The following is a 19,196-nucleotide window of genomic DNA, read 5'->3' on the forward strand; positions in this document are numbered from 1 at the left end:
TCCTCTACACCGGCTTCGTGGTCATGGCCGTGTCGCTGGCGGTCGTTGGCACGATGATCCACATCGGCACCACCACCCGCGCCGAGCAGTACTTCACCGTCGGCACCTTGCTGGTCTTCATCATCGGCTTCGCCATGTCGGCCGGCCCGCTGATCTGGACGCTGTGCTCGGAGGTCCAGCCACTGAAGGGCCGCGACTTCGGCATCGGCGTATCGACCTTCACCAACTGGGCGATGAACTGGGTGGTGGGCAACACCTTCCTTACCCTCGTCAACGGCATCGGCCCGGGCCAGACGTTCTGGCTTTATGCGGCCTTCAACGCCGTGTTCATCCTGCTAACGTTCTGGCTGGTGCCGGAGACCAAGGGCATCACGCTTGAAGATATCGAGCGCAAGCTGATGCACGGCAAGAAGCTTCGCGATATCGGTGCCTGAAAGCCATGGGCGAGCTCGACGGCAAGGTCGCGTTGATCACCGGTGCCGCCAGCGGCATCGGCAAGGCCATCGCCATGGCCTTCCATGCCGCTGGTGCGCGCGTGGTGGTGGCCGACCTTGACGGCGATGCGGCCGAGATGGTGGCGGGCGAAATCGACGGCGGCAATGGCACTGCGCTGGGCCTTGCCATGGACGTCACCGAAGAGGGTGCGGTCAACCAGGGCTTCGACGAGGTAGCTTCGCGCTGGGGCGCGGTGGACATCCTGGTGTCCAATGCCGGCATCCAGGTGATCGCGCCGCTGGTGGACTTCCAGTACGCCGAATGGAAACGCCTGCTGGCGATCCACCTCGACGGCGCGTTCCTGACGTCCCGCGCCGCGATGCGGCAGATGATCGCTTCGGGCAAAGGTGGCTCGATCCTCATGATGGGCTCTGCGCACTCGCACGTGGCGTCGAAATTCAAGGCACCCTACGTCACCGCCAAGCACGGCCTGCTGGGGCTGGCCCGCACCATCGCCAAGGAAGGCGCAGCCCATGGCATCCGCGCCAATGTCCTGTGCCCCGGCTTCGTGCGCACTCCGCTGGTGGAGAAGCAGATTCCCGAGCAGGCGACAACACTGGGCATCACCCAGGAAGACGTGATCCGCGACGTATTGCTGCGCGATACCGTGGATGGTGAATTCACCACGCTCGAGGACATCGCGCGCGTGGCTTTGTTCATGGCCGCCTTTCCGTCCAATGCGCTGACCGGGCAATCGCTGCTGGCCTCGCACGGCTGGGTGATGGACTAGGCCCTCAGAGCGACTTCATCACGCCTGCGGCAAGCTCGAACGACTTCAACCGCGCGGCATGATCGAATACCTGCGCGGTGAGCATCACTTCGTCGGCGCCGGTCGCGGCGATGAAATCCGCAAGCTTCGAACTCACGGTAGCGGACGAGCCCACCGCGGCGTACTGCATGGCGTGCTCCAGTCCGCGCTTCTCCATCTCCGTCCAGCGGCCGTCCATGGTGTCCACCGGCGGCTGCAACTGGCCTGGCGTGCCGCGCCGCAGGTTCAGGAACTGCTGCTGCAACGAGGTGAACAGGAACCGGGCCTCGTCGTCGGTGTCGGCGACGAAGGCATTCACGCCCACCATCACGTGCGGCTTGTCCAGCTGCGCGGAAGGACGGAACAGCGTGCGGTACACATGCAGTGCCTGCATCAGTGCATCGGGTGCGAAGTGCGAGGCGAAGGCAAACGGCAGGCCCAGTTCCGCCGCCAATCGGGCACTGAACAGGCTCGAACCCAGCAGCCAGATTGGAATATTCGAGCCCTGCCCCGGCACCGCACGCACGCGCTGCAACGGATGCGGCTCGCCCAGGAACTGCTGCAGTTCGGCAACGTCCTCGGGGAATCGCTCGTCGCTGGCACCCAATTCCCGGCGCAGGGCGCGCGCGGTGAGCTGGTCACTGCCCGGTGCACGCCCCAGCCCCAGGTCGATGCGGCCGGGGAATAGCGCCTCGAGCGTGCCGAACTGCTCGGCGATCACCAGCGGCGCATGGTTGGGCAGCATCACCCCGCCGGAACCGACGCGAATGGTCGAGGTGGCCGCGGCCACGTGGGCGATCACGATCGACGTGGCCGCGCTGGCAATGCCCGCCATGTTGTGGTGCTCGGCAAGCCAGAAGCGCTTGTAGCCCCAGGCTTCAGCGTGCACCGCCAGGTCGCGGCTGTTATTCAGGGCATCGCTGGCGCTGCCGCCCTTGATGATGGGGGAGAGGTCGAGAACGGAATAGGAAGTCATGCCCCGTCAGATGGCGGCATGCCGGGGCATTGCAAGATCAGGATGCGGGGACCGGCAGGGGCACCGTGGTCAGATGCTCGCCATCGGCAGGCGCGTAGAGGTCCATTTCCAGGCTGATCCCGTCGGGACCGGCCTTGATCGTCCGCGAACCCGGCGGATTGAGGCTGGTCGGCCGCGCGGCCACGCGGGTGGCCAGGGTGCGGTAGTCACCCTTGAGGGTTCGCAGCCAGAGCGCGGTGCCGAACATGCGCAAGGTGGCGGCATAATCCTGGCTGCGCCGCAGGTACGGCACGAAATTCGGCACGCCAGCCAGGGCCAGGTCCACGCCCTGGACATTGCCGATCCGGTCGATGAAATCGGGTGTGGGCTGGGGCTGGAGGGCATCGGCCAGGCGCGCATCGGCCAGTTCCGCCGCCCGGACGTCAGCCTTGCATGCGGTCACGAACGCAGGCGCCGCCAGCCGGCGCGTCTGGTCGCGGCTGAGCAACCACCAGGCGTCGCCCCCTGTGCCATGGCTGACCACCGGGAAATTCTCCATGCTGCCAAAGCTGCCGCGCCACATCGCGCGCGAAACTTCGCAAAAATTTACGTCGGCGTCGGTGGGCGGCGCGAACGCCGTGGCGCAGGCAGCGGGTACCGGGGCGTCGCCGGGCATATGCGCCAGCATGTCCATGGCCAGGCCACCGGCCTCGATGGCCCAGCGTGCGGTGATCACCGAGCCGAGCGCGTCGTTGCTACCGATGTGCAGGCGGCGCATGGTCAGCGCGCTGGTGCAGGCCTGGGCCAGGCCCTCCTGCTGCCGGCCCTCGACGAAGTCCGAGGCTGCCGCGGTAAGCCAGAGCGCCTGCACGTCGCCAATGTCGGGACCCGGCGCCCCCGTTACCGGCGGCATGTCGTTCCAGAGATAGTCCATGCCCGCCAGGCCTGCGATGGCGGCCAATCGGTCGGCATGGCGGGTCAGCACCAGGCGCGTGGCCTCCGGATGGGTCCGCACCTGCGCCAGGCACTGGGAAACCGGGCGGCAGATCGCCGAGCGGTCGTCGTCGGTGAGCTTGGGCAAAGCGCCGTATTGGCTATCGGCTGCCTTGCGGAACGGCGGTACGGGCTTGCCCGCGTGTACCGCGGCGGCGCGGTCACGCAACTGGGCCAGATCCTGGTCGTACACCGCCTCGCGCTCACCCGCGGGAATGACGTAATCGAGCAGCCACAGGGCATGCCAGGCGTTCTTCGCCGGCAACGGGGTGGAGTCCAGGCGTAGCAATTCCAGCGCATCGCGCTCGGCGGCGCTGGGTGCGCGAAAACGGCCCCACGCAGCCATGCCCATCACCAGCAACAACAGCACGAACACCGCTCCGGCGATGCGCCTGGCCAAACCCATCTGTTGAACCCCTGCAAGCGCCACTTCAGGCGTGGCTGGATAGTAGCGGTATCGGCCGGGGATTCAATAACTTAATGGCGCGCGATAGATCACGTCGTCGCGGAGGGTGTGGCAGAAATTCCGGATCTTCTGGACAAGGACAGTTCTGTTCTTGGATTAAGGTTTGTCTGTGTCCTTGCCGGATGTCAGCCGCGTTGCTTGCGCCTGCAGCTGTTCCAGTTCTTCGTCGGCTTCCTGCTCGGAGGCCTGCACCTCGATGGCTCGGCGCCGGGCATCAAAGGTGGCGTAGCGCTCGCTAATCAGGGCTTCCATCCGTTCGCGGGAGATTCGGCCAGAACCGGTGAGCAACGAGCGTTCGTTGAAACTCAGGAAACGATCAGTCTGTGTGATCCAATCGGCCATTCGAGTCTCGATGCGGCGGGAGGCGCGGTCGTCGGCGAAATCCAGGAACATCGTAACCAATCGATTGAGTTGATCGAGCTCGTCGGGACCCAGGTAATTCTTTGAGACCACTGCATCCGACTTGCGAACCCGGTCGCCAGACCAATGGGTCAACGCCATGTTGGTTGCGTTGGGATTGGCACGCTCCACGACTAGTTCCGCTGCCGTACGCCCGGTAATCGCGAACACCAGCTTGTTTTGGATTGTGGCGAAGAAGGTCTTGGCCGTCTGCACGGTGCCGTCGTAATCGCTACTGCTGATTTTGAACAGGTCGCGCAGCTTTTGGTAGAAACGCTTTTCCGAGCTTCGGATGTCACGAATGCGGCGCAGCAGCTCGTCGAAGTAGTCGGCTCGTTCGGCATCCTTCAGGCGCAGGTCGTTTAGCACGAAGCCTTTGACCAGGTACTCCTCCAAGGTGGAACCAGCCCAGCGGCGAAACTGGCTTCCGCGCAGGGATCGCACGCGGAAACCAATTGCCAGAATCAGGTCGAGCCTATAAAGCTGAACAGGTCGACTGACCTGACGACGGCCTTCAGTTTGAACTGTCAAGGAATCCTTGACAGTTCCTTCAGCCGATAACTCTCCCTCTTTCAAGATGTTGCGGATGTGCAGACTCACATTCTGCTTGGTGGTCTCAAACAACTCCGCCACTTCACCCTGGGTAAGCCAGACGGTGCCATCGGCCGCGCGCAGGTGGATGTCAGTCTGCCCGTCCTCGGTGCGGTAGAGGATCAGTTCACCCTTGCCCTCGGTCATGTGCACTCCTTTGCTTTGCGGACATTGTTTGCCGGTTGGGGATCTAATTTACGCAGATTGCAGACCGGTGTCCCAGGAAACCGGCATGGTCGTTGATTTTTTCCCAACGTGCGGACGCAAAAAAGCCTTGCTGGCGAGATTCCTTGAAAACCAAGGCACCAGCAAGGCATTTGGCGACCTTATGGGCGTTAACCCTTAAGGATCAGATCGCGTAATACATCTGGAACTCCAGCGGATGCGTGCTGGCGCGGTAGCGGGTGACTTCCTGCATCTTCAGCGCGATGTAGCTGTCGATGAAGTCGTCGGTGAAGACGCCACCGGCCTTGAGGAAATCGCGGTCCTTGTCCAGCGCATCGAGGGCCGAGTCGAGGCTCGAGCACACCTGCGGGATGTTCTTCTCTTCTTCCGGCGGCAGGTCGTAAAGATCTTTATCGGACGGTGCGCCCGGGTCGATCTTGTTGATGATGCCGTCCAGCCCCGCCATCATCAGCGCGGTGAAGGTGAGGTAGCCCGACTGCACCGGATCCGGGAAGCGCAGTTCGATGCGGCGGCCCTTCGGGTTGGACACATACGGGATGCGGCAGCTGGCCGAGCGGTTGCGGGCCGAATAGGCCAGCATCACCGGCGCCTCGAAGCCCGGCACCAGGCGCTTGTAGCTGTTGGTGGAGGAATTGGCGAAGGCGTTGATGGCGCGGGCGTGCTTGAAGATACCGCCGATGTACCACAGCGCCGTCTGCGACAGGCCGCCGTAGAGGTCGCCGGCGAAGAGGTTCTCGCCACCCTTGGACAGCGACTGGTGCACGTGCATGCCCGAGCCGTTGTCGCCCACGATGGGCTTGGGCATGAAGGTGGCGGTCTTGCCGTTCTGGTGGGCGACGTTCCTGATCACGTACTTGAGCGTGATGAGTTCGTCGGCCTTCTTCACCAGCGTATTGAACTTCACGCCGATCTCGCACTGGCCGGCATTGGCCACTTCGTGGTGGTGCACTTCCACCACCTGGCCCAGCGACTCGAGCACCTTGCACATGTCCGCGCGCAGGTCACCCAGCGTGTCCACCGGGCTTACCGGGAAGTAACCGCCCTTCACGCCGGGACGGTGGCCGGTGTTGTTGCCCTCGTACTTGTAGCGCGAGCTCCAGGCGGCTTCTTCGGAACCGATCTCGTAGAACACCCGGCCCATGTCGTTTTGCCAGCGGACCGAATCGAAGATGAAGAACTCAGGCTCCGGGCCGAAGAACGCGGTGTCGGCGATGCCGGTGCTCTTGAGGTAGGCCTCGGCGCGCTTGGCGATGGAGCGCGGATCGCGGCCGTAGGCCTGCATGGTGCTGGGTTCGAGCACGTCGCAATGAAGCACCAGCTGCGTATGCTGGGAGAACGGATCGAGGTAGGCGGAGTCCGGGTCGGGCATCAGCACCATGTCCGACTCGTTGATGCCCTTCCAGCCGGCGATCGACGAGCCGTCGAACATCTTGCCGTCCTCGAAGGTCTCGGCATCCACGGCATGGGCCGGGAAGGTCACGTGGTGCTGCTTGCCCAGCACGTCGACGAAGCGGAAGTCGACGAACTCGACATCGTGCTCCTGCATCAGGTCAAGCACGTTTTCAACGGAGGACATGGGGCGAAACCTCGGGTTAGTGGGTGAATGGGGCGTCCATAGCAATCGATGTGCCAACGCAAGCTTCTTGTACATCAATGACTTGACGGGGCCGTTGCACAGCGATTGCACCACTATGGGGCATTGCAACGACGTGCCTCCCCAGTATGTCGCGCGGCAGCGCAGGGCGAAACCCTTTGCGGCGCGAAGGCCTTAAGCTAGGCCGCTTCCCTTACCTGCCGGAACGTTTCGTGGGCGACCTCCTCAACTCCATCCTGCTCGGCATCATCGAGGGCATCACCGAATTCCTCCCCATCTCCAGCACCGGTCACCTGCTTATCGCCGAGCGATGGCTGGGCGAACGGTCGGACACCTTCAACGTGGTGATCCAGGCCGGCGCGATCCTGGCTGTCACCTTCATCTACTGGCGGCGGGTCTGGGAACTGGTCTCGCAATGGCGCGACCCCGCCAACCGCGACTATCTGGCCAAGCTCGCGGTGGCCTTCCTGATCACCTCGGTACTGGGTTTCATTGCGGTGAAGATGGGCTTCAGGCTGCCCGAGACGCTCGGCCCGATCGCCTGGGCGCTGGTGATCGGCGGCATCTGGATGCTGGCCGCCGAGCAGTTGGCCGCCCGCAGCGTCGACCGCACGGAGATCACCTGGCGTACCGCCATCGTGGTGGGCCTGCTGCAAATGGTGGCCGGGCTGTTCCCCGGCACGTCGCGATCGATGGCCACCATCTTCGGCGCGATGATGGCCGGCACCACCAACCGCGCGGCAGCCACGGAGTTTTCTTTCCTGGTGGGCATTCCCACCATGTACGCCGCCAGTGGCTACGAACTTTTCAAAACGCTCCACCACGGCAACGGCGTGCATGAGAACTGGACCTCGCTCGGCGTCGCCTTCGTGGTATCGGCGGTGGTCGCCTTTATCGCCGTGAAGTGGCTGCTGGGCTACATCCGCACCCATCGTTTCACGCCCTTTGCGATCTACCGCATCGTGCTGGGCGTGGGCCTGCTGGCCTTCCTGAAGTTCGGTGGCTGATGCAGTACCGCCTGCTCGATCTTGGCATCGACACCGAACGCCAGCGCGTCACGCGCGGCGAGGATGTCCTTCCGGTGTCGGGACTGAGCTTCCGCCTGCTGGCGTTCCTGCTTGCGCAAGGTGATCGCGTGGTCGGCTTCGACGAGCTGATCGAAAAGGTGTGGGCGCCGGCAGTGGTGGGCGAAGAAACCGTGACCCAGCGCATCAAGCTGCTTCGGCAGGCGATGGGAGACGAAGGCCGGCAGCCACGCTATATACGGTCGGTACGCGGACGCGGCTACCAGCTGGCGGCGATGCCGCGGATCGAGGGCGAGGCGTTGTTGCCGGAAACCACGCCGCGGCGGTGGCCCTGGTGGCTGGCGGTGGGCGTGGCCGGCGCGTTCGCGGCCACCTGTGCGGCGTACGTTTGGATGCACCGGGCTGAACGCACGCCGCCGCCCGATCCACGCAGCCCCTTGTTGGTGCGTGCGTCGTACTACGCGGCAATCGGCCAGCGCGACAACAACGAACGCGCGATCGAGCTGTACACCGATGCGCTGAACCAAGCCCCGCTGGACCGCGACGCCATGCTGGGCCTGAGCCGCGCGATGAGCGCCCGCGCCTGCCTTTACAACGGCGACCGCGACGACGTCGAACGCGGCCTGGAGCTGGCCAACCGACTGCTTGCCATCGACCCGGTCCGCGCCACGGCATGGTCGGCGAAGGGTTATGCGCAGGACTGCGCCGGCCGCATCGACGAGGCCATGGCCGCCTATGCGCATGCCGTGCAGCTGGATCCCGCCGACGACGCCACGCGCGCTTCACTGGCCTACCTGCACCAGGAGAAAGGCCTGCTGGCGCAAGCCCTGCACGAGAACCTGTCGATGCGCGGCGACGGCAGCAAGGTACGCTTCCGCGAGGTGCAGATCGGCCGCGAACTGGAATTGCTCGGCTTCACCGCCAACGCGCAGATGCGCCTGGAACGCAGCTTCCGGCTTTATCCCGACAATGTGTTCTCGAACCTGGCCTGGCCGCGTTCGCTGTTCCTGCAGGGCCGCTTCGCCCAGGCCACCTCGGAACTGGCGGTAGCACAGGGGCGGAACACCCCGCACGTCGAGCTGGACTTACTGTCTGGTGAACTGGCCCTGCAACGCGGTGACCGCGTCGCCGCGGACGCCGCCTTCCAGCATGCTGCGGGCCTGCGACCCCTGGCCAGCCTGCCCACCACGCTGGTAGGCATTTACGCCGCGGCCGGTGTCGACCCGGCGTGGATCGCCGAACGCATCGACGAGTTCAACCATCAGCTGACGGGCGGCACGCCGTGGCCATCGCAGTACCTGGAACTGGCAGTGCTTGAACTCTCACGCGACCGCAAGACAGCGGCGGTGGCGGCGATCAACCGCGCGATCGACGCCGGTTACCGAGACCAGGCTTACCTGCAGGTGTCGCCGCTGTTCATCAAGCTGGCGGGCGATCCGGGGTTTGCCCATGCCCTGGACCGGATCGCCGCCGATGTCGCGCGCCAGCGCGCCGAGGTGCTCAATGCGAGCTGGCGGCCGGCGGACCTGCCGCCGCCGTCGCGCTAAGCACATAATCTGTGAATATCTTCTGCGACTGCGGGTGCGCATAACTCTTGTTGTAGGCGTGGCTGGTGAGCACCGTTACCAGATGCAGTTCGGGCACCACGAACACATAGTTGCCGCCGTTTCCCCCCATTGCCCAGGTCACGAACTCGTGCCCGGCCGCCTTGAAGTGGAAGCGCCACCAGAAGTAACCGTACTCGGCATCCTCCCTGGCCTGGGCATGCGGCGTAAGCATCGAATGGATGAACGCGGCGGGTATCACCTGCCGACCCTGCCAGCGGCCATCGTCCAGGGCGAGCTGGCCGATCTTCGCCAAGTCGCGCGCGGAGTAACGGGTGCCACCGCCCCCCATGCCGATGCCCTCGGCGGAAACATTCCATTGCACGTGGCTGATGCCCAGGGGCTTTTCCAGTACTTCGGCGGCGAAAGCCGAGAGGGGCTTGTGTGCAGCGCGTTCGACGACGGCGCCAGCGGTGAATGCACCAGCCGTGCAGTATGAAAACGCACGCCCGTAGGGGCTTTCCGCGGGCTTTGTCATCCACGGTGCGAAGCCCTTCACCGGCAGGGACAGCGCGAAAGTGAGCCAGCGCTCGCTGACATACATGCGCTCCTCGTTACCAGTGGAAAACTGGTTCTCGTCGTCGCATTCCCAGATCGAACTCATGGTCATGAGGTCTTCGACGGTGATGGCACGCTTGCGCACGTCCGCCTCGTGGTACTCGGGGAAGAAGTCGTACACCTTCGCGTCGACGCCCTTGACCAGGCCGCGGTCGATCGCTGCACCCATCAGCAGCGCCGTCACGCTTTTCGAAGCCGAGCGGATGTCGTTGAGGGTGTCGGCGGCATTGCCGTTGAAGTAGTGCTCGTACACGGTGCGGCCGTCCTGGACCACCAGCAGGCTGGTGATGTCCTTGAACGTGTTGTCGGCGATCTTCGGCTCCACGGCCGCGATGCGGGCCGGGTCCAGGCGCTGCGATGGGGGCGAAGCGTGCGTGGCCGCCGCAAGGGCAAGGGCCAGCACGGGGGAAAAGACCAGGGCAGGCAACTTCATCACTTGAAGGCTCCGACGGCGCGCGGCCCACTGCCGCTTCGGCCATCAGGCCATGCCGTCGAATGAAGTGCCTGATTCGGCAAGTGAAGAATTATGAAGGTGAGGCAATCACCGGGAACGAGGTGATTCGCAGCTTCGCCACGGCGTAGGGCACCAGGGTAAGTATGGTGGCCGGCTCATCGACGGCGGCCTTCGGTTGGGCGGGCACCGGATCGGCAGCGCCCTCCTCGGCCTTCCATGCCGGTACCGGCCGGCCTTCGACGGCGAGGGTCAGCGGCGGTGGCCCTGCAAAGGGCGAGACGGGCAGGGCGTGCTCGCTGGCAACCGCCCTGGCGCCCGCCGACACGCCGTAGTTCCAGCGCGAGCCCGGGTACACCTGCCAATCGGCGGTCAGGCCGCGTTTGCGCCAGCGCACCCAGTTCTCGCGGATAGGCAGGGAAAAGACCAGGGCGCCGAAGGTGAAACTATGTGATCCATTGAAGCCTGCTTCGGCCACCGGGTGGGCATCGAAGGCGAGCTCGACCGTATCGCCGGCCTTCCAGCTGCGCTCTACCGTGGCAAAGCTCCCGGGCGCTGCGGCGGCCACGGACTGGCCGTTGACCTTGATCGCCGTACGCGGCGACCAGCCCGGTATGCGCAGCCGCAGCGGGAAGGCGACGGGCGATTCCGGATGCAGGGTGATCCTTACCTGCTGTCGGAACGGGTAGTCCGTGGCTTGCTCGAGCCTTAGCGGAACCCCACGGACCGTCGTCGCCACCTCGCAAGGGGCATAGGCGGCAGCGGCCAGTCCGCCATCGGCCGTGGCCATCCACAGGCTGGCGGTGAATTTGGGCCAGCCCTGGTGAAAGTTGGCCGTGCAGCAACCGAAATGCGGATCCAGGCCGAACAGGTTTGCCTCCGGGCCATTGGTGGTCCACGGCCGGCGGTGCAGGCTCGACTCCACCTGGTTGGGCTGCTGGTCGTACTGGTGCGCCCACATGTCGTCCGTGAACGTGCCGGGCAAGGCATTGAAGGCGATACGCTCCAGGCGGTCGCCGATGGCCGCGTCGCCGGTAATGGCCAGGGCCAGTTCCAGCGAGTACATCGCCTCGACCACGGCACAAAGCTCCACGCCCTGCGACGGGTTGCGTCCGGCCAGGTGTTCGTCGGCCGAGAACATGCCGTTGGGCAGGCCGTGGTACTGATCGAGCATGGCCAGCTGGTGGTGCACGGCTTCGCGGTCGGCGGTCTTGCCTGACACTTGCGACCACACCGGTGACGCCTTCAACGCCTGGGCGTTATTCACCCCGTGCACCTGCAGCCCTATGTCTTCCATGAAGGCATCACCGGCACCGGCCTCTTTCTTGATGGCCTCCGGATCCACCTTCGCCTTGAAGGGGAAGTTGGCGAACATGCCCTGCCAGTCGTAGCCCTGGGCCTGCAGCAGCTTGGCCAGCTCCAGCAGGCGGGGATCGCTCGTGCGGCTGTAAAGCCACACCACGGACACCAGTTCGTCCTGCCAGCGCATGCGGCCCCAGTCGCGCAGGGGGCGCGCAGGCAGCGCCTGCAATTGGTGCACGAAGTAATTCGTCATCAACGGGATCACGCGGGCATCGCCGGTGAGCTCATGGAACTGGGTCAGCACCTTCAGCATCACCATGCGCGGCCACCAGTCGTCGTTGCCACGCGGGCCGAACATGCCGTCAGGCCAGGGGTGGTCGAGCGTCCAGTCGATGAAGCGGCGCGCCTTCGACTTCAGCGGCTCGGAATCCAGCTGCCAGGCCAGTGGCAGCAGGCCGTCGAGGAAATACGGCCCGCGCTCCCACGATTCGCCCTTGCCGCCCAGCCATCCGCTGTCGGGGCCGACATCCGGCCAGGTCTCGTCCAGGTGCCCACCCAGGCCGTCGGCCTGCACCTGCAACTGACGTCGCAGCCAACCGGTTGGCTTGATCGCACCAGTGGGCAGAAGCTGGAAGGGTTGCTTCGCCAGCGGCGGTGGTGGGAACACAACGCTGTGGAACGACGCGTCGGCGGTGCTGCCGCCGTTGGGCGCGACGGCTGCAAACGCACCCGCCGCGAAGGCGCCACCGCCGAAGCTAAGCACAGGCGCGGCGACGGCGGTGCCGGCGGCACGGATGAATGCGCGCCGCCCGGTGAGTACGTCCGTATCGGCCACGCCTCAGGCCACCGCCATGTCAGGCTCTTCCTCGGTCGTGGCTTCGGTTCGCCCTTTCCTTGCGGCGGCTGCAGCCGCCTCGGCTGCATAGGCGGAAGGTGGATCCTTGGCAAAGGACACCGCGCACTCAGGCTCATTCGTGCGTGAGAACAGCGCATCCACCCAGCCGATGAAGGCCTGCACGCGCGCGGACAGGTGCCGCTTCTGCGGATAGACGATCCACACTGGGGAGCCGGTGCACACCAGCTCCGGCAACACCACTTCCAGCATGCCCTTGGCCACCATGCCGGCAGCCATGCAGTGCGGGGCGTAGATGATCCCTAAGTCGTTCACCGCGGCCTGGATCACCGATTCACCATCGTTGATCATCATGTGCGGCTCGTAATCCACCTCGATCCGGCCCTCGCTGGTTTCCAGGCACCAGGCCGTGGGCTTGCCCGTACTGGGCGAAATATGGCGGATCAGGCGGTGCTTCTGCAGGTCTTCGATGCTGGTGGGCCGGCCATGCTTTGCCAGGTAGCCGGGCGAGGCGAACAGCACGTTGCGCAGGTAACCCAGCCGGCGGGCGATCAGGTTCGAATCGGGCAGGTCGCCGATGCGGATGGCGCAATCGATGCCTTCTTCGTTCAGGTCGTAGGGGTAATCGCACATGGAGAGGTCCAGGCGGATCGCGGGGTACTTTTCCTCGAAATCGGCCAGGTTCTGCATCAACACGGCGCGCCCGATGGACACCGCCACGCCCACCCGGAGCTTGCCCGAGGGGCATGAGCGCGATTCACCCAGGGCCTCGGTGGCTTCAGACAGATCGATCAGGATCTGCTTGCATCGTTCATAGAACGCGCCGCCATCGTCGGTTAAACGCAGGGCTCGGGTTGATCGAAAGAAGAGCCTGACACCCAGGGTCTCCTCGAGCCGGGCGATCGCCCGGCTCACCCCGGAGGGGGTCATACCCAGTTTTGGGGCGGCTGCCGAGAAGCCCTTGGCCTCGACAACGCGTACGAACGCGGCAATCGCTGAAAAGTCTTCCATCGCTTCGCCTATTGATGACTGCTGGTCACAGGACAAATGATTCTACGCCGACTTTTATCCGCCGGAGCAAGACCCAGTTACTAACCTGACCGGTCCGGTATTTCTCCGGACCAGAACATTGGGGCACGTTAAATGAAGACCAAGATCGTATTCGCCACGGCCGCGGCCGCGGTGGTGGCAGCATCGGCCTTCTGGTTGGGACGCCCGGCGCCCACCCAGGCCGCGGCCGCCCTTCCGGCACCTGAAGTCACCGTTGCCCAGGTATTGGTGCGCCCGGTGGACGATGCCGCCTCCTTTACCGGCCGGCTGCAAGCCGTGGACACCATTGCGCTGCGCCCGCGGGTCAGCGGTTACGTGGATTCCGTGGAATTCACCGAGGGGGCGCTGGTCAAGAAAGGCCAGCTGCTCTTTCGTATCGACCCCCGACCCTACCAGGCCGAGGTCGATCGCCTGGCAGCCAACCTTGCCCAGACCCGCTCGGAACTATCGCTAGCCCAGGCCAATGCCTCGCGTGCCGGCCGCTTGCTCGAACAGAAAGCCGTGTCCAAGGAAGAAGCCGACCGCCAGCAGACTGCGGCTGTGACCGCGCAATCGCAGGTGGCGGCCACCAGTGCGGCACTGGTTTCCGCACGGCTGAACCGCGAGTTCACCGAGGTGCGCGCGCCGATCGATGGCCGCGTGTCCAACGCGTTGATCACCGCGGGCAACCTGGTGACGCCGAACGACGTGCTGACTTCCGTGGTGAGCGTGAACCCGGTGTACGCCTACTTCGACGTGGATGAACAGGCCTACCTCAAGATCGACCGTTTGCGACGCGAGCGTGGCCATGCGCCTGACGTCTCCATGGGCCTGGCCGACGAGCAGGGCTATCCGCATGCCGGCCACATCGACTTCGTCGACAACCAGCTGCGCACGGGCACCGGCACCATCCGCCTGCGCGCGGTGTTCGACAACGCCGACAGCTCCTACACGCCGGGCCTGTACGCCCGCATCCAGCTGCGTAGCGCCGGCAACCGTCCGCGCGCGCTGATCGACGACCGCGCCGTAGGCACCGACCTTGGCAACAAGTTCGTCTACGTGGTGGGCAAGGATCGCAAGATCGAATACCGCCGCGTGGAGACCGGTCCGCTGGTCGACGGCCTGCGCGTGGTCGACGACGGCCTGACGGCTGCCGACAGCGTTGTGGTATCCGGCCTGCAGCACGTACGCCCCGGCGTGGAAGTGACGCCCAAGACCGTCGCGATGGATTCCCGTCGCAGTGACACCGATCCGCAGGTTGCCAACCGTACGACGAAATCCCCGTCGCTCGCGGATGCCGGCCGCTAAGGCACAGACATGAAAATCGCCCAGTTCTTCGTCGACCGCCCGATCCTGGCGGGCGTCCTCTCCGTGCTTCTCGTCATCGCAGGCGGCATTTCGCTGTTCAAGCTGCCGATCAGCGAGTATCCCGAGGTCGTGCCGCCCACCGTGGTGGTCAAGGCCAGCTACCCCGGCGCCAACCCCAAGGTGATCGCCGAAACCGTCGCCACGCCGCTTGAAACCCAGATCGTGGGCGTGGAAAACATGCTGTACACGTCGTCGCAGAGCACAAGCGATGGTCAGATGACGCTGACGGTCACCTTCGCCCTGGGCACCAATTTGAACGATGCCCAGGTGCAGGTGCAGAACCGCGTGTCACAGGCCCTGCCCCGCTTGCCTGAAGAAGTGCAGCGCCTGGGCGTGACCACGCAGAAGAGCTCGCCCGACCTCACCATGGTCGTGCATCTGACCTCGCCCGATAACCGCTACGACATGCTGTACCTGTCCAACTACGCGCGGTTGCACGTGAAGGACCAGCTGGCGCGCCTGGATGGCGTGGGCGACGTGCAGATCTTCGGTGCCGGCGAATACAGCATGCGCGTGTGGCTGGATCCGGAAAAACTCGCCTCGCGCAACATGACCACGGGCGACGTGATCAAGGCCATCCGCGAGCAGAACGTGCAGGTCGCTGCCGGCGCCCTGAACGCACCGCCGGGACCCAACAACAACGCTTTCCAGGTGAACATCAACACGCAGGGCCGGCTCACCACCGAGGATGAATTCCTCGATATCGTGGTGCGTAGCGACCCGCAGGGCTCGGTCACCCACCTGCGTGACGTCGGCAAGGTGGAACTGGGCTCCAACAGCTACGCGCTGCGTAGCCTGCTGAACAACAAGGAGGCCGTGGCGGTGCCGGTGTTCCAGCGCCCGGGTTCCAACGCCATCAACATCTCCGACCAGGTTCGCGCCGAAATGGTCGAGCTGAAGAAGGATTTCCCGCAAGGGATGGATTACCAGATCGTCTACGACCCCACCGTTTTCGTGCGTGGTTCGATCGACGCCGTCGTGCACACCCTGTTCGAAGCCATCGCGCTGGTGGTGCTGGTGGTTATCCTGTTCCTGCAGACCTGGCGTGCGTCGGTGATTCCGTTGATCGCCGTGCCGGTATCGTTGATCGGCACCTTCGCGGTGATGTACCTGGCCGGGTTCTCGCTCAATGCGCTGTCGTTGTTCGGCCTGGTCCTGGCGATAGGCATCGTGGTGGACGACGCCATCGTGGTGGTGGAAAACGTCGAGCGACACATCGAGTTGGGCCAGCCTCCACTGGAAGCTACCCGGGCGGCGATGAAGGAAGTGACCGGGCCGATCGTGGCCACGGCACTGGTGCTGTGCGCGGTGTTCATCCCGGCGGCATTCATAAGCGGCCTCACCGGCCAGTTCTATCGCCAGTTCGCGCTCACCATCGCCATCTCCACGGTGATCTCGGCGTTCAATTCGCTCACGCTCAGCCCGGCGCTTTCGGCGATCCTGCTCAAGGGCCACGGCGCGAAGAAGGACAAACTGTCCATCGTGCTCGAGCGCGGCCTGGGCTGGGTGTTCCGTCCGTTCAACCGGCTGTTCGTGCGTGCCTCCAATGGCTATGTTGGCGGCGTCAAGCGCGTGCTGGGCAAGGGCTCGGCCGCGTTGGTGCTGTACGCCGGCCTGGTGGTCCTGGCCTTCGCGGGCTTTGCCCACGTCCCCACCGGCTTCGTACCGCCGCAGGACAAGCAGTACCTGGTGTCGTTCGCGCAGCTGCCCGATGCCGCCTCGCTGGACCGCACCGAAGGCGTGATCCGCCGGATGAGCGACGTGGCGCTGAAGCAGCCGGGCGTGGAAAGCGCCGTGGCCTTCCCGGGCCTGTCGATCAACGGTTTCACCAACAGCACCAACTCCGGCATCGTGTTCGTGACCTTGAAGCCGTTTGACGAGCGTCGCGACCCCAGCTTGTCGGCCGGTGCGATCACGGCTGCGCTCACGCAGAAGTACTCGGCGATGCAGGATGCGTACATCGCGATCTTCCCGCCACCGCCGGTGAACGGCCTGGGTACCATCGGTGGCTTCCGCTTGCAGGTGGAAGATCGTGGCGACCTTGGCTTCCAGGAGCTCTACAAGCAGACGCAGGGCCTGATCGGCGCCAGCCAGAAGACGCCCGCGCTGGCGGGGTTGTTCTCCAGCTACCAGGTATCGGTACCGCAGGTGGATGCGAACGTCGACCGCGAGAAAGCCAAGGCCGAAGGCGTGGACCTCACCGACGTCTTCGAAACCATGCAGTCGTACCTGGGCTCGCTGTACGTGAACGACTTCAACCGTTTCGGCCGCACCTACCAGGTGAACGTGTCGGCGGATCCGTCGTATCGTCACGAGCCGGAGGACATCCTGCGCCTGAAGACGCGTAACGCCGCCGGTGACGCCATACCGCTGGGTTCGTTCGTGACCGTGAAGCAGGGCGTGGGCCCAGACCGCGTGCAGCACTACAACGGTTACCCCACCGCCGAGATCAATGGCGGCGCTGCACCGGGGTTCTCCACCGGCCAGGCCCAGGCAGCGATGGAAAAGCTGGCCAAGGACAACCTGCCCAATGGCATGTCCTACGAATGGACGGAGCTGACCTACCAGCAGATCCTGGCCGGCAATACCTCGGTCGTGGTGTTCCCGCTGTGCGTGCTGCTGGTGTTCCTGGTGCTGGCATCGCTGTACGAAAGCCTGTCGCTGCCGCTGGCGGTGATCCTGATCGTGCCGATGGTGCTGCTCTCGGCCATCTCCGGTGTCTTCCTTACCGGTGGCGACAACAATATCTTCACCCAGATCGGATTGATCGTGCTGGTGGGGCTGGCTTGCAAGAACGCCATCCTGATCGTGGAGTTCGCCAAGGATGCGCAGGACCGTGGGCTGTCGCGCCGTGACGCGGTGCTGGAAGCCGCGCGGCTGCGCCTTCGCCCGATCCTGATGACATCGTTCGCCTTCATCATGGGCGTGGTGCCGCTGGTCACTTCGCATGGTGCGGGCGCCGAGATGCGTCATGCCATGGGCGTGGCGGTGTTCGCCGGCATGCTGGGCGTCACCTTCTTCGGCTTGCTGTACACCCCGTTGTTCTACGTCATCATCCGCGGCTGGACCGAACGCTCTGCCGAGCGCCGGCGCCTGCGCCGCGAACACGCTGCGCTTGAAGCGCAGGGCGCTGGAGAGCACTGATGCATACCCCGTTCCGTTACACGGCGATCTTCGCCGCCCTGCTCGCCGCTGGCTGTGCCAGCGTCGGTCCCGACTACAAGGCGCCGGTCGAAAAGCCGGTGGCCCTGATCGGCGCCGATGCCAACGCCCAGGCGCCCGACTCGGTACCTGCCCAGTGGTGGTCGCAGTTCGGCGACAGCACGCTGGATGCATTGATTACCCAGGCGGCGAAAAACGCGCCCGACCTTGCCATTGCCGGGGCGCGCCTGCGTGAAGCGCGCGCGCTGCTGGGTACGGCGAAGTCGGCGCAGATTCCCGATCTCGAAACCGGCGTCTCGTATTCCCGCGCCAGGGAGCAACAGCCGGGCTTCACCGACCAGCGCACCACCATCACCAGCTACCAGGCGGGCTTCGATGCCTCATGGGAGCTGGACCTCTTCGGCGGCATCCGTCGCCAGGTGGAGGCGGCGCGTGCGGACGTCGGTGCCGGCGAGGCCTCGCTGCAGGATGCGCAGGTCACGCTGTTCGCCGAAGTGGCGCGCAACTACTTCGAACTGCGCGGCACGCAGCTGCGCATCGACGTGGCCCGTCGCAATATCGACAACCAGCGCGAGACGGTGCGTTTGACCTCCGCCCGCGAGCAGATCGGTTCCGGATCCGAGCAGGACGTGGCCAGCGCCAAGGCCCGTCTGGCAGCGACCGAGGCGGCCCTGCCCTCGCTGGAAGCCGATGCCTTCGCTTCGCAGGCACGCATCGCCGTACTGCTGGGCGAACGTCCGGGTGAGCTTGGAGTGGATCTTTCCCCGGCAAGCTTCCATCCGATCGATACTTCGCTGCCCATCGGCGCGGCTGACGACGTACTGCGTCGCCGCCCGGACGTGCGCATCGCCGAGCGCAACCTGGCCGCTGCCAATGCGCGCATCGGCGTGGCCAAGGCGGAATACTTCCCGCACATCTCGCTCGGCGGCTTCGTCGGCTTCCTGGCTGGCCGCAGCAATGACTTCGGCGGTGCCAACAGCCGGGCGTGGTCCATCGCGCCCAGCATCAGCTGGTCGGGCTTGAACGTCGAGCGCGTGCGCTCGGGGGTGAAGGCCAGCGAGGCCCGGGCTGACGAGGCGCGCGCCACCTACCAGCGCACCGTGCTGCAGGCGATCGAGGACGTCGACAACGCGCTGGTGTCTTACAACCACCAGCATGAGCGAGTCGGTCGCCTGATCGAACAAGCCGACCAGAGCCGCCGCGCCGCGGACCTGGCGCAGATCCGCTACAAGGAAGGTTCGACGAGCTTCCTGGAGCTTCTCGACGCGCAACGCACGCAGCTGGCCGCGGAAGACCAGCTGGCCGAGGGTGAAGCGGCGATCAATACGCGCGCCGTGCAGATCTACAAGGCGTTGGGCGGTGGTTGGGCGGGCAGCGAGAAGGTCGCGGCGCGCTAACTTCAGGCGCCGTTACTGGG

Annotated in this window: 14 protein-coding genes; 7 read left to right on the plus strand and 7 right to left on the minus strand. The window is 64.9% G+C overall.

From position 1 onward, the window contains the following. Both VK519_RS12835 and VK519_RS12840 read left to right on the plus strand, forming a co-directional pair. Window positions 1-434, plus strand: a 434-nt coding sequence (locus tag VK519_RS12835; protein ID WP_324350338.1) for an MFS transporter, incomplete at its 5' end; no start/stop codon positions are given. Window positions 435-439: 5 nt separating this feature from the next. Continuing rightward, entirely contained in the window at window positions 440-1,225 is a 786-nt protein-coding gene (locus VK519_RS12840) for a 3-hydroxybutyrate dehydrogenase (RefSeq protein WP_324350340.1), read from the plus strand. 4 nt (window positions 1,226-1,229) lie between these two features. On the opposite strand, the gene VK519_RS12845 is transcribed toward VK519_RS12840, so the two are convergent. From VK519_RS12845 to glnA, 4 genes are all read right to left on the minus strand, one after another. Beyond that, window positions 1,230-2,219 (minus strand): LLM class flavin-dependent oxidoreductase, encoded by a 990-nt coding sequence (locus VK519_RS12845; RefSeq protein ID WP_324350341.1) that lies wholly within the window; start codon window positions 2,217-2,219, stop codon window positions 1,230-1,232. Between the two features lie 37 nt (window positions 2,220-2,256). Next, the gene (locus tag VK519_RS12850; protein WP_324350343.1) at window positions 2,257-3,597 is read right to left on the minus strand and encodes a hypothetical protein; all 1,341 of its coding nucleotides are present in this window, start codon (window positions 3,595-3,597) and stop codon (window positions 2,257-2,259) included. Between the two features lie 156 nt (window positions 3,598-3,753). Then, the gene (locus VK519_RS12855; RefSeq protein WP_324350345.1) at window positions 3,754-4,794 is read right to left on the minus strand and encodes a virulence RhuM family protein; all 1,041 of its coding nucleotides are present in this window, start codon (window positions 4,792-4,794) and stop codon (window positions 3,754-3,756) included. A gap of 202 nt (window positions 4,795-4,996) precedes the next feature. Next, a complete protein-coding gene (gene glnA / locus VK519_RS12860) occupies window positions 4,997-6,409 on the minus strand; it encodes a type I glutamate--ammonia ligase (RefSeq protein ID WP_324350347.1) in 1,413 nt (470 codons plus the stop codon). Between the two features lie 230 nt (window positions 6,410-6,639). Between glnA and VK519_RS12865 the strand changes: the two genes are divergently transcribed. Continuing rightward, window positions 6,640-7,434: an undecaprenyl-diphosphate phosphatase gene (locus VK519_RS12865; RefSeq protein ID WP_324350349.1), complete on the plus strand. Its 795-nt coding sequence runs from the start codon at window positions 6,640-6,642 to the stop codon at window positions 7,432-7,434. Further along, the gene (locus VK519_RS12870; protein ID WP_324350351.1) at window positions 7,434-8,999 is read left to right on the plus strand and encodes a winged helix-turn-helix domain-containing protein; all 1,566 of its coding nucleotides are present in this window, start codon (window positions 7,434-7,436) and stop codon (window positions 8,997-8,999) included. The genes VK519_RS12865 and VK519_RS12870 overlap by 1 nt, the downstream gene beginning before the upstream one ends. On the opposite strand, the gene VK519_RS12875 is transcribed toward VK519_RS12870, so the two are convergent. From VK519_RS12875 to VK519_RS12885, 3 genes are all read right to left on the minus strand, one after another. Further along, on the minus strand, window positions 8,953-10,047 hold the full coding sequence (locus VK519_RS12875) for a serine hydrolase domain-containing protein (RefSeq protein WP_324350353.1): 1,095 nt from the start codon (window positions 10,045-10,047) through the stop codon (window positions 8,953-8,955). The genes VK519_RS12870 and VK519_RS12875 overlap by 47 nt on opposite strands. Before the next feature lie 91 nt (window positions 10,048-10,138). Further along, a complete protein-coding gene (locus tag VK519_RS12880; protein ID WP_324350354.1) occupies window positions 10,139-12,202 on the minus strand; it encodes a beta-L-arabinofuranosidase domain-containing protein in 2,064 nt (687 codons plus the stop codon). Window positions 12,203-12,205: 3 nt separating this feature from the next. Further along, window positions 12,206-13,231: a LysR family transcriptional regulator gene (locus tag VK519_RS12885; RefSeq protein ID WP_324350356.1), complete on the minus strand. Its 1,026-nt coding sequence runs from the start codon at window positions 13,229-13,231 to the stop codon at window positions 12,206-12,208. A 132-nt stretch (window positions 13,232-13,363) separates the two neighbouring features. Here VK519_RS12885 and VK519_RS12890 point away from each other — a divergent pair, with 132 nt between their 5' ends. The 3 genes from VK519_RS12890 to VK519_RS12900 are packed head-to-tail and all read left to right on the plus strand — an operon-like array spanning window position 13,364 to window position 19,176. After that, window positions 13,364-14,557 (plus strand): efflux RND transporter periplasmic adaptor subunit, encoded by a 1,194-nt coding sequence (locus VK519_RS12890; protein WP_324350358.1) that lies wholly within the window; start codon window positions 13,364-13,366, stop codon window positions 14,555-14,557. Window positions 14,558-14,566: 9 nt separating this feature from the next. Beyond that, a complete protein-coding gene (locus VK519_RS12895) occupies window positions 14,567-17,761 on the plus strand; it encodes an efflux RND transporter permease subunit (RefSeq protein ID WP_324350359.1) in 3,195 nt (1,064 codons plus the stop codon). Further along, window positions 17,761-19,176, plus strand: a complete 1,416-nt coding sequence (locus tag VK519_RS12900; protein ID WP_324350361.1) for an efflux transporter outer membrane subunit — start codon at window positions 17,761-17,763, stop codon at window positions 19,174-19,176. Before VK519_RS12895 ends, VK519_RS12900 begins: the two co-directional genes overlap by 1 nt. Window positions 19,177-19,196: the final 20 nt, after the last annotated feature.

Origin of the sequence: Pinirhizobacter sp. (assembly GCF_035317885.1) — a bacterium.
Lineage (GTDB): Bacteria > Pseudomonadota > Gammaproteobacteria > Xanthomonadales > Rhodanobacteraceae > Pinirhizobacter.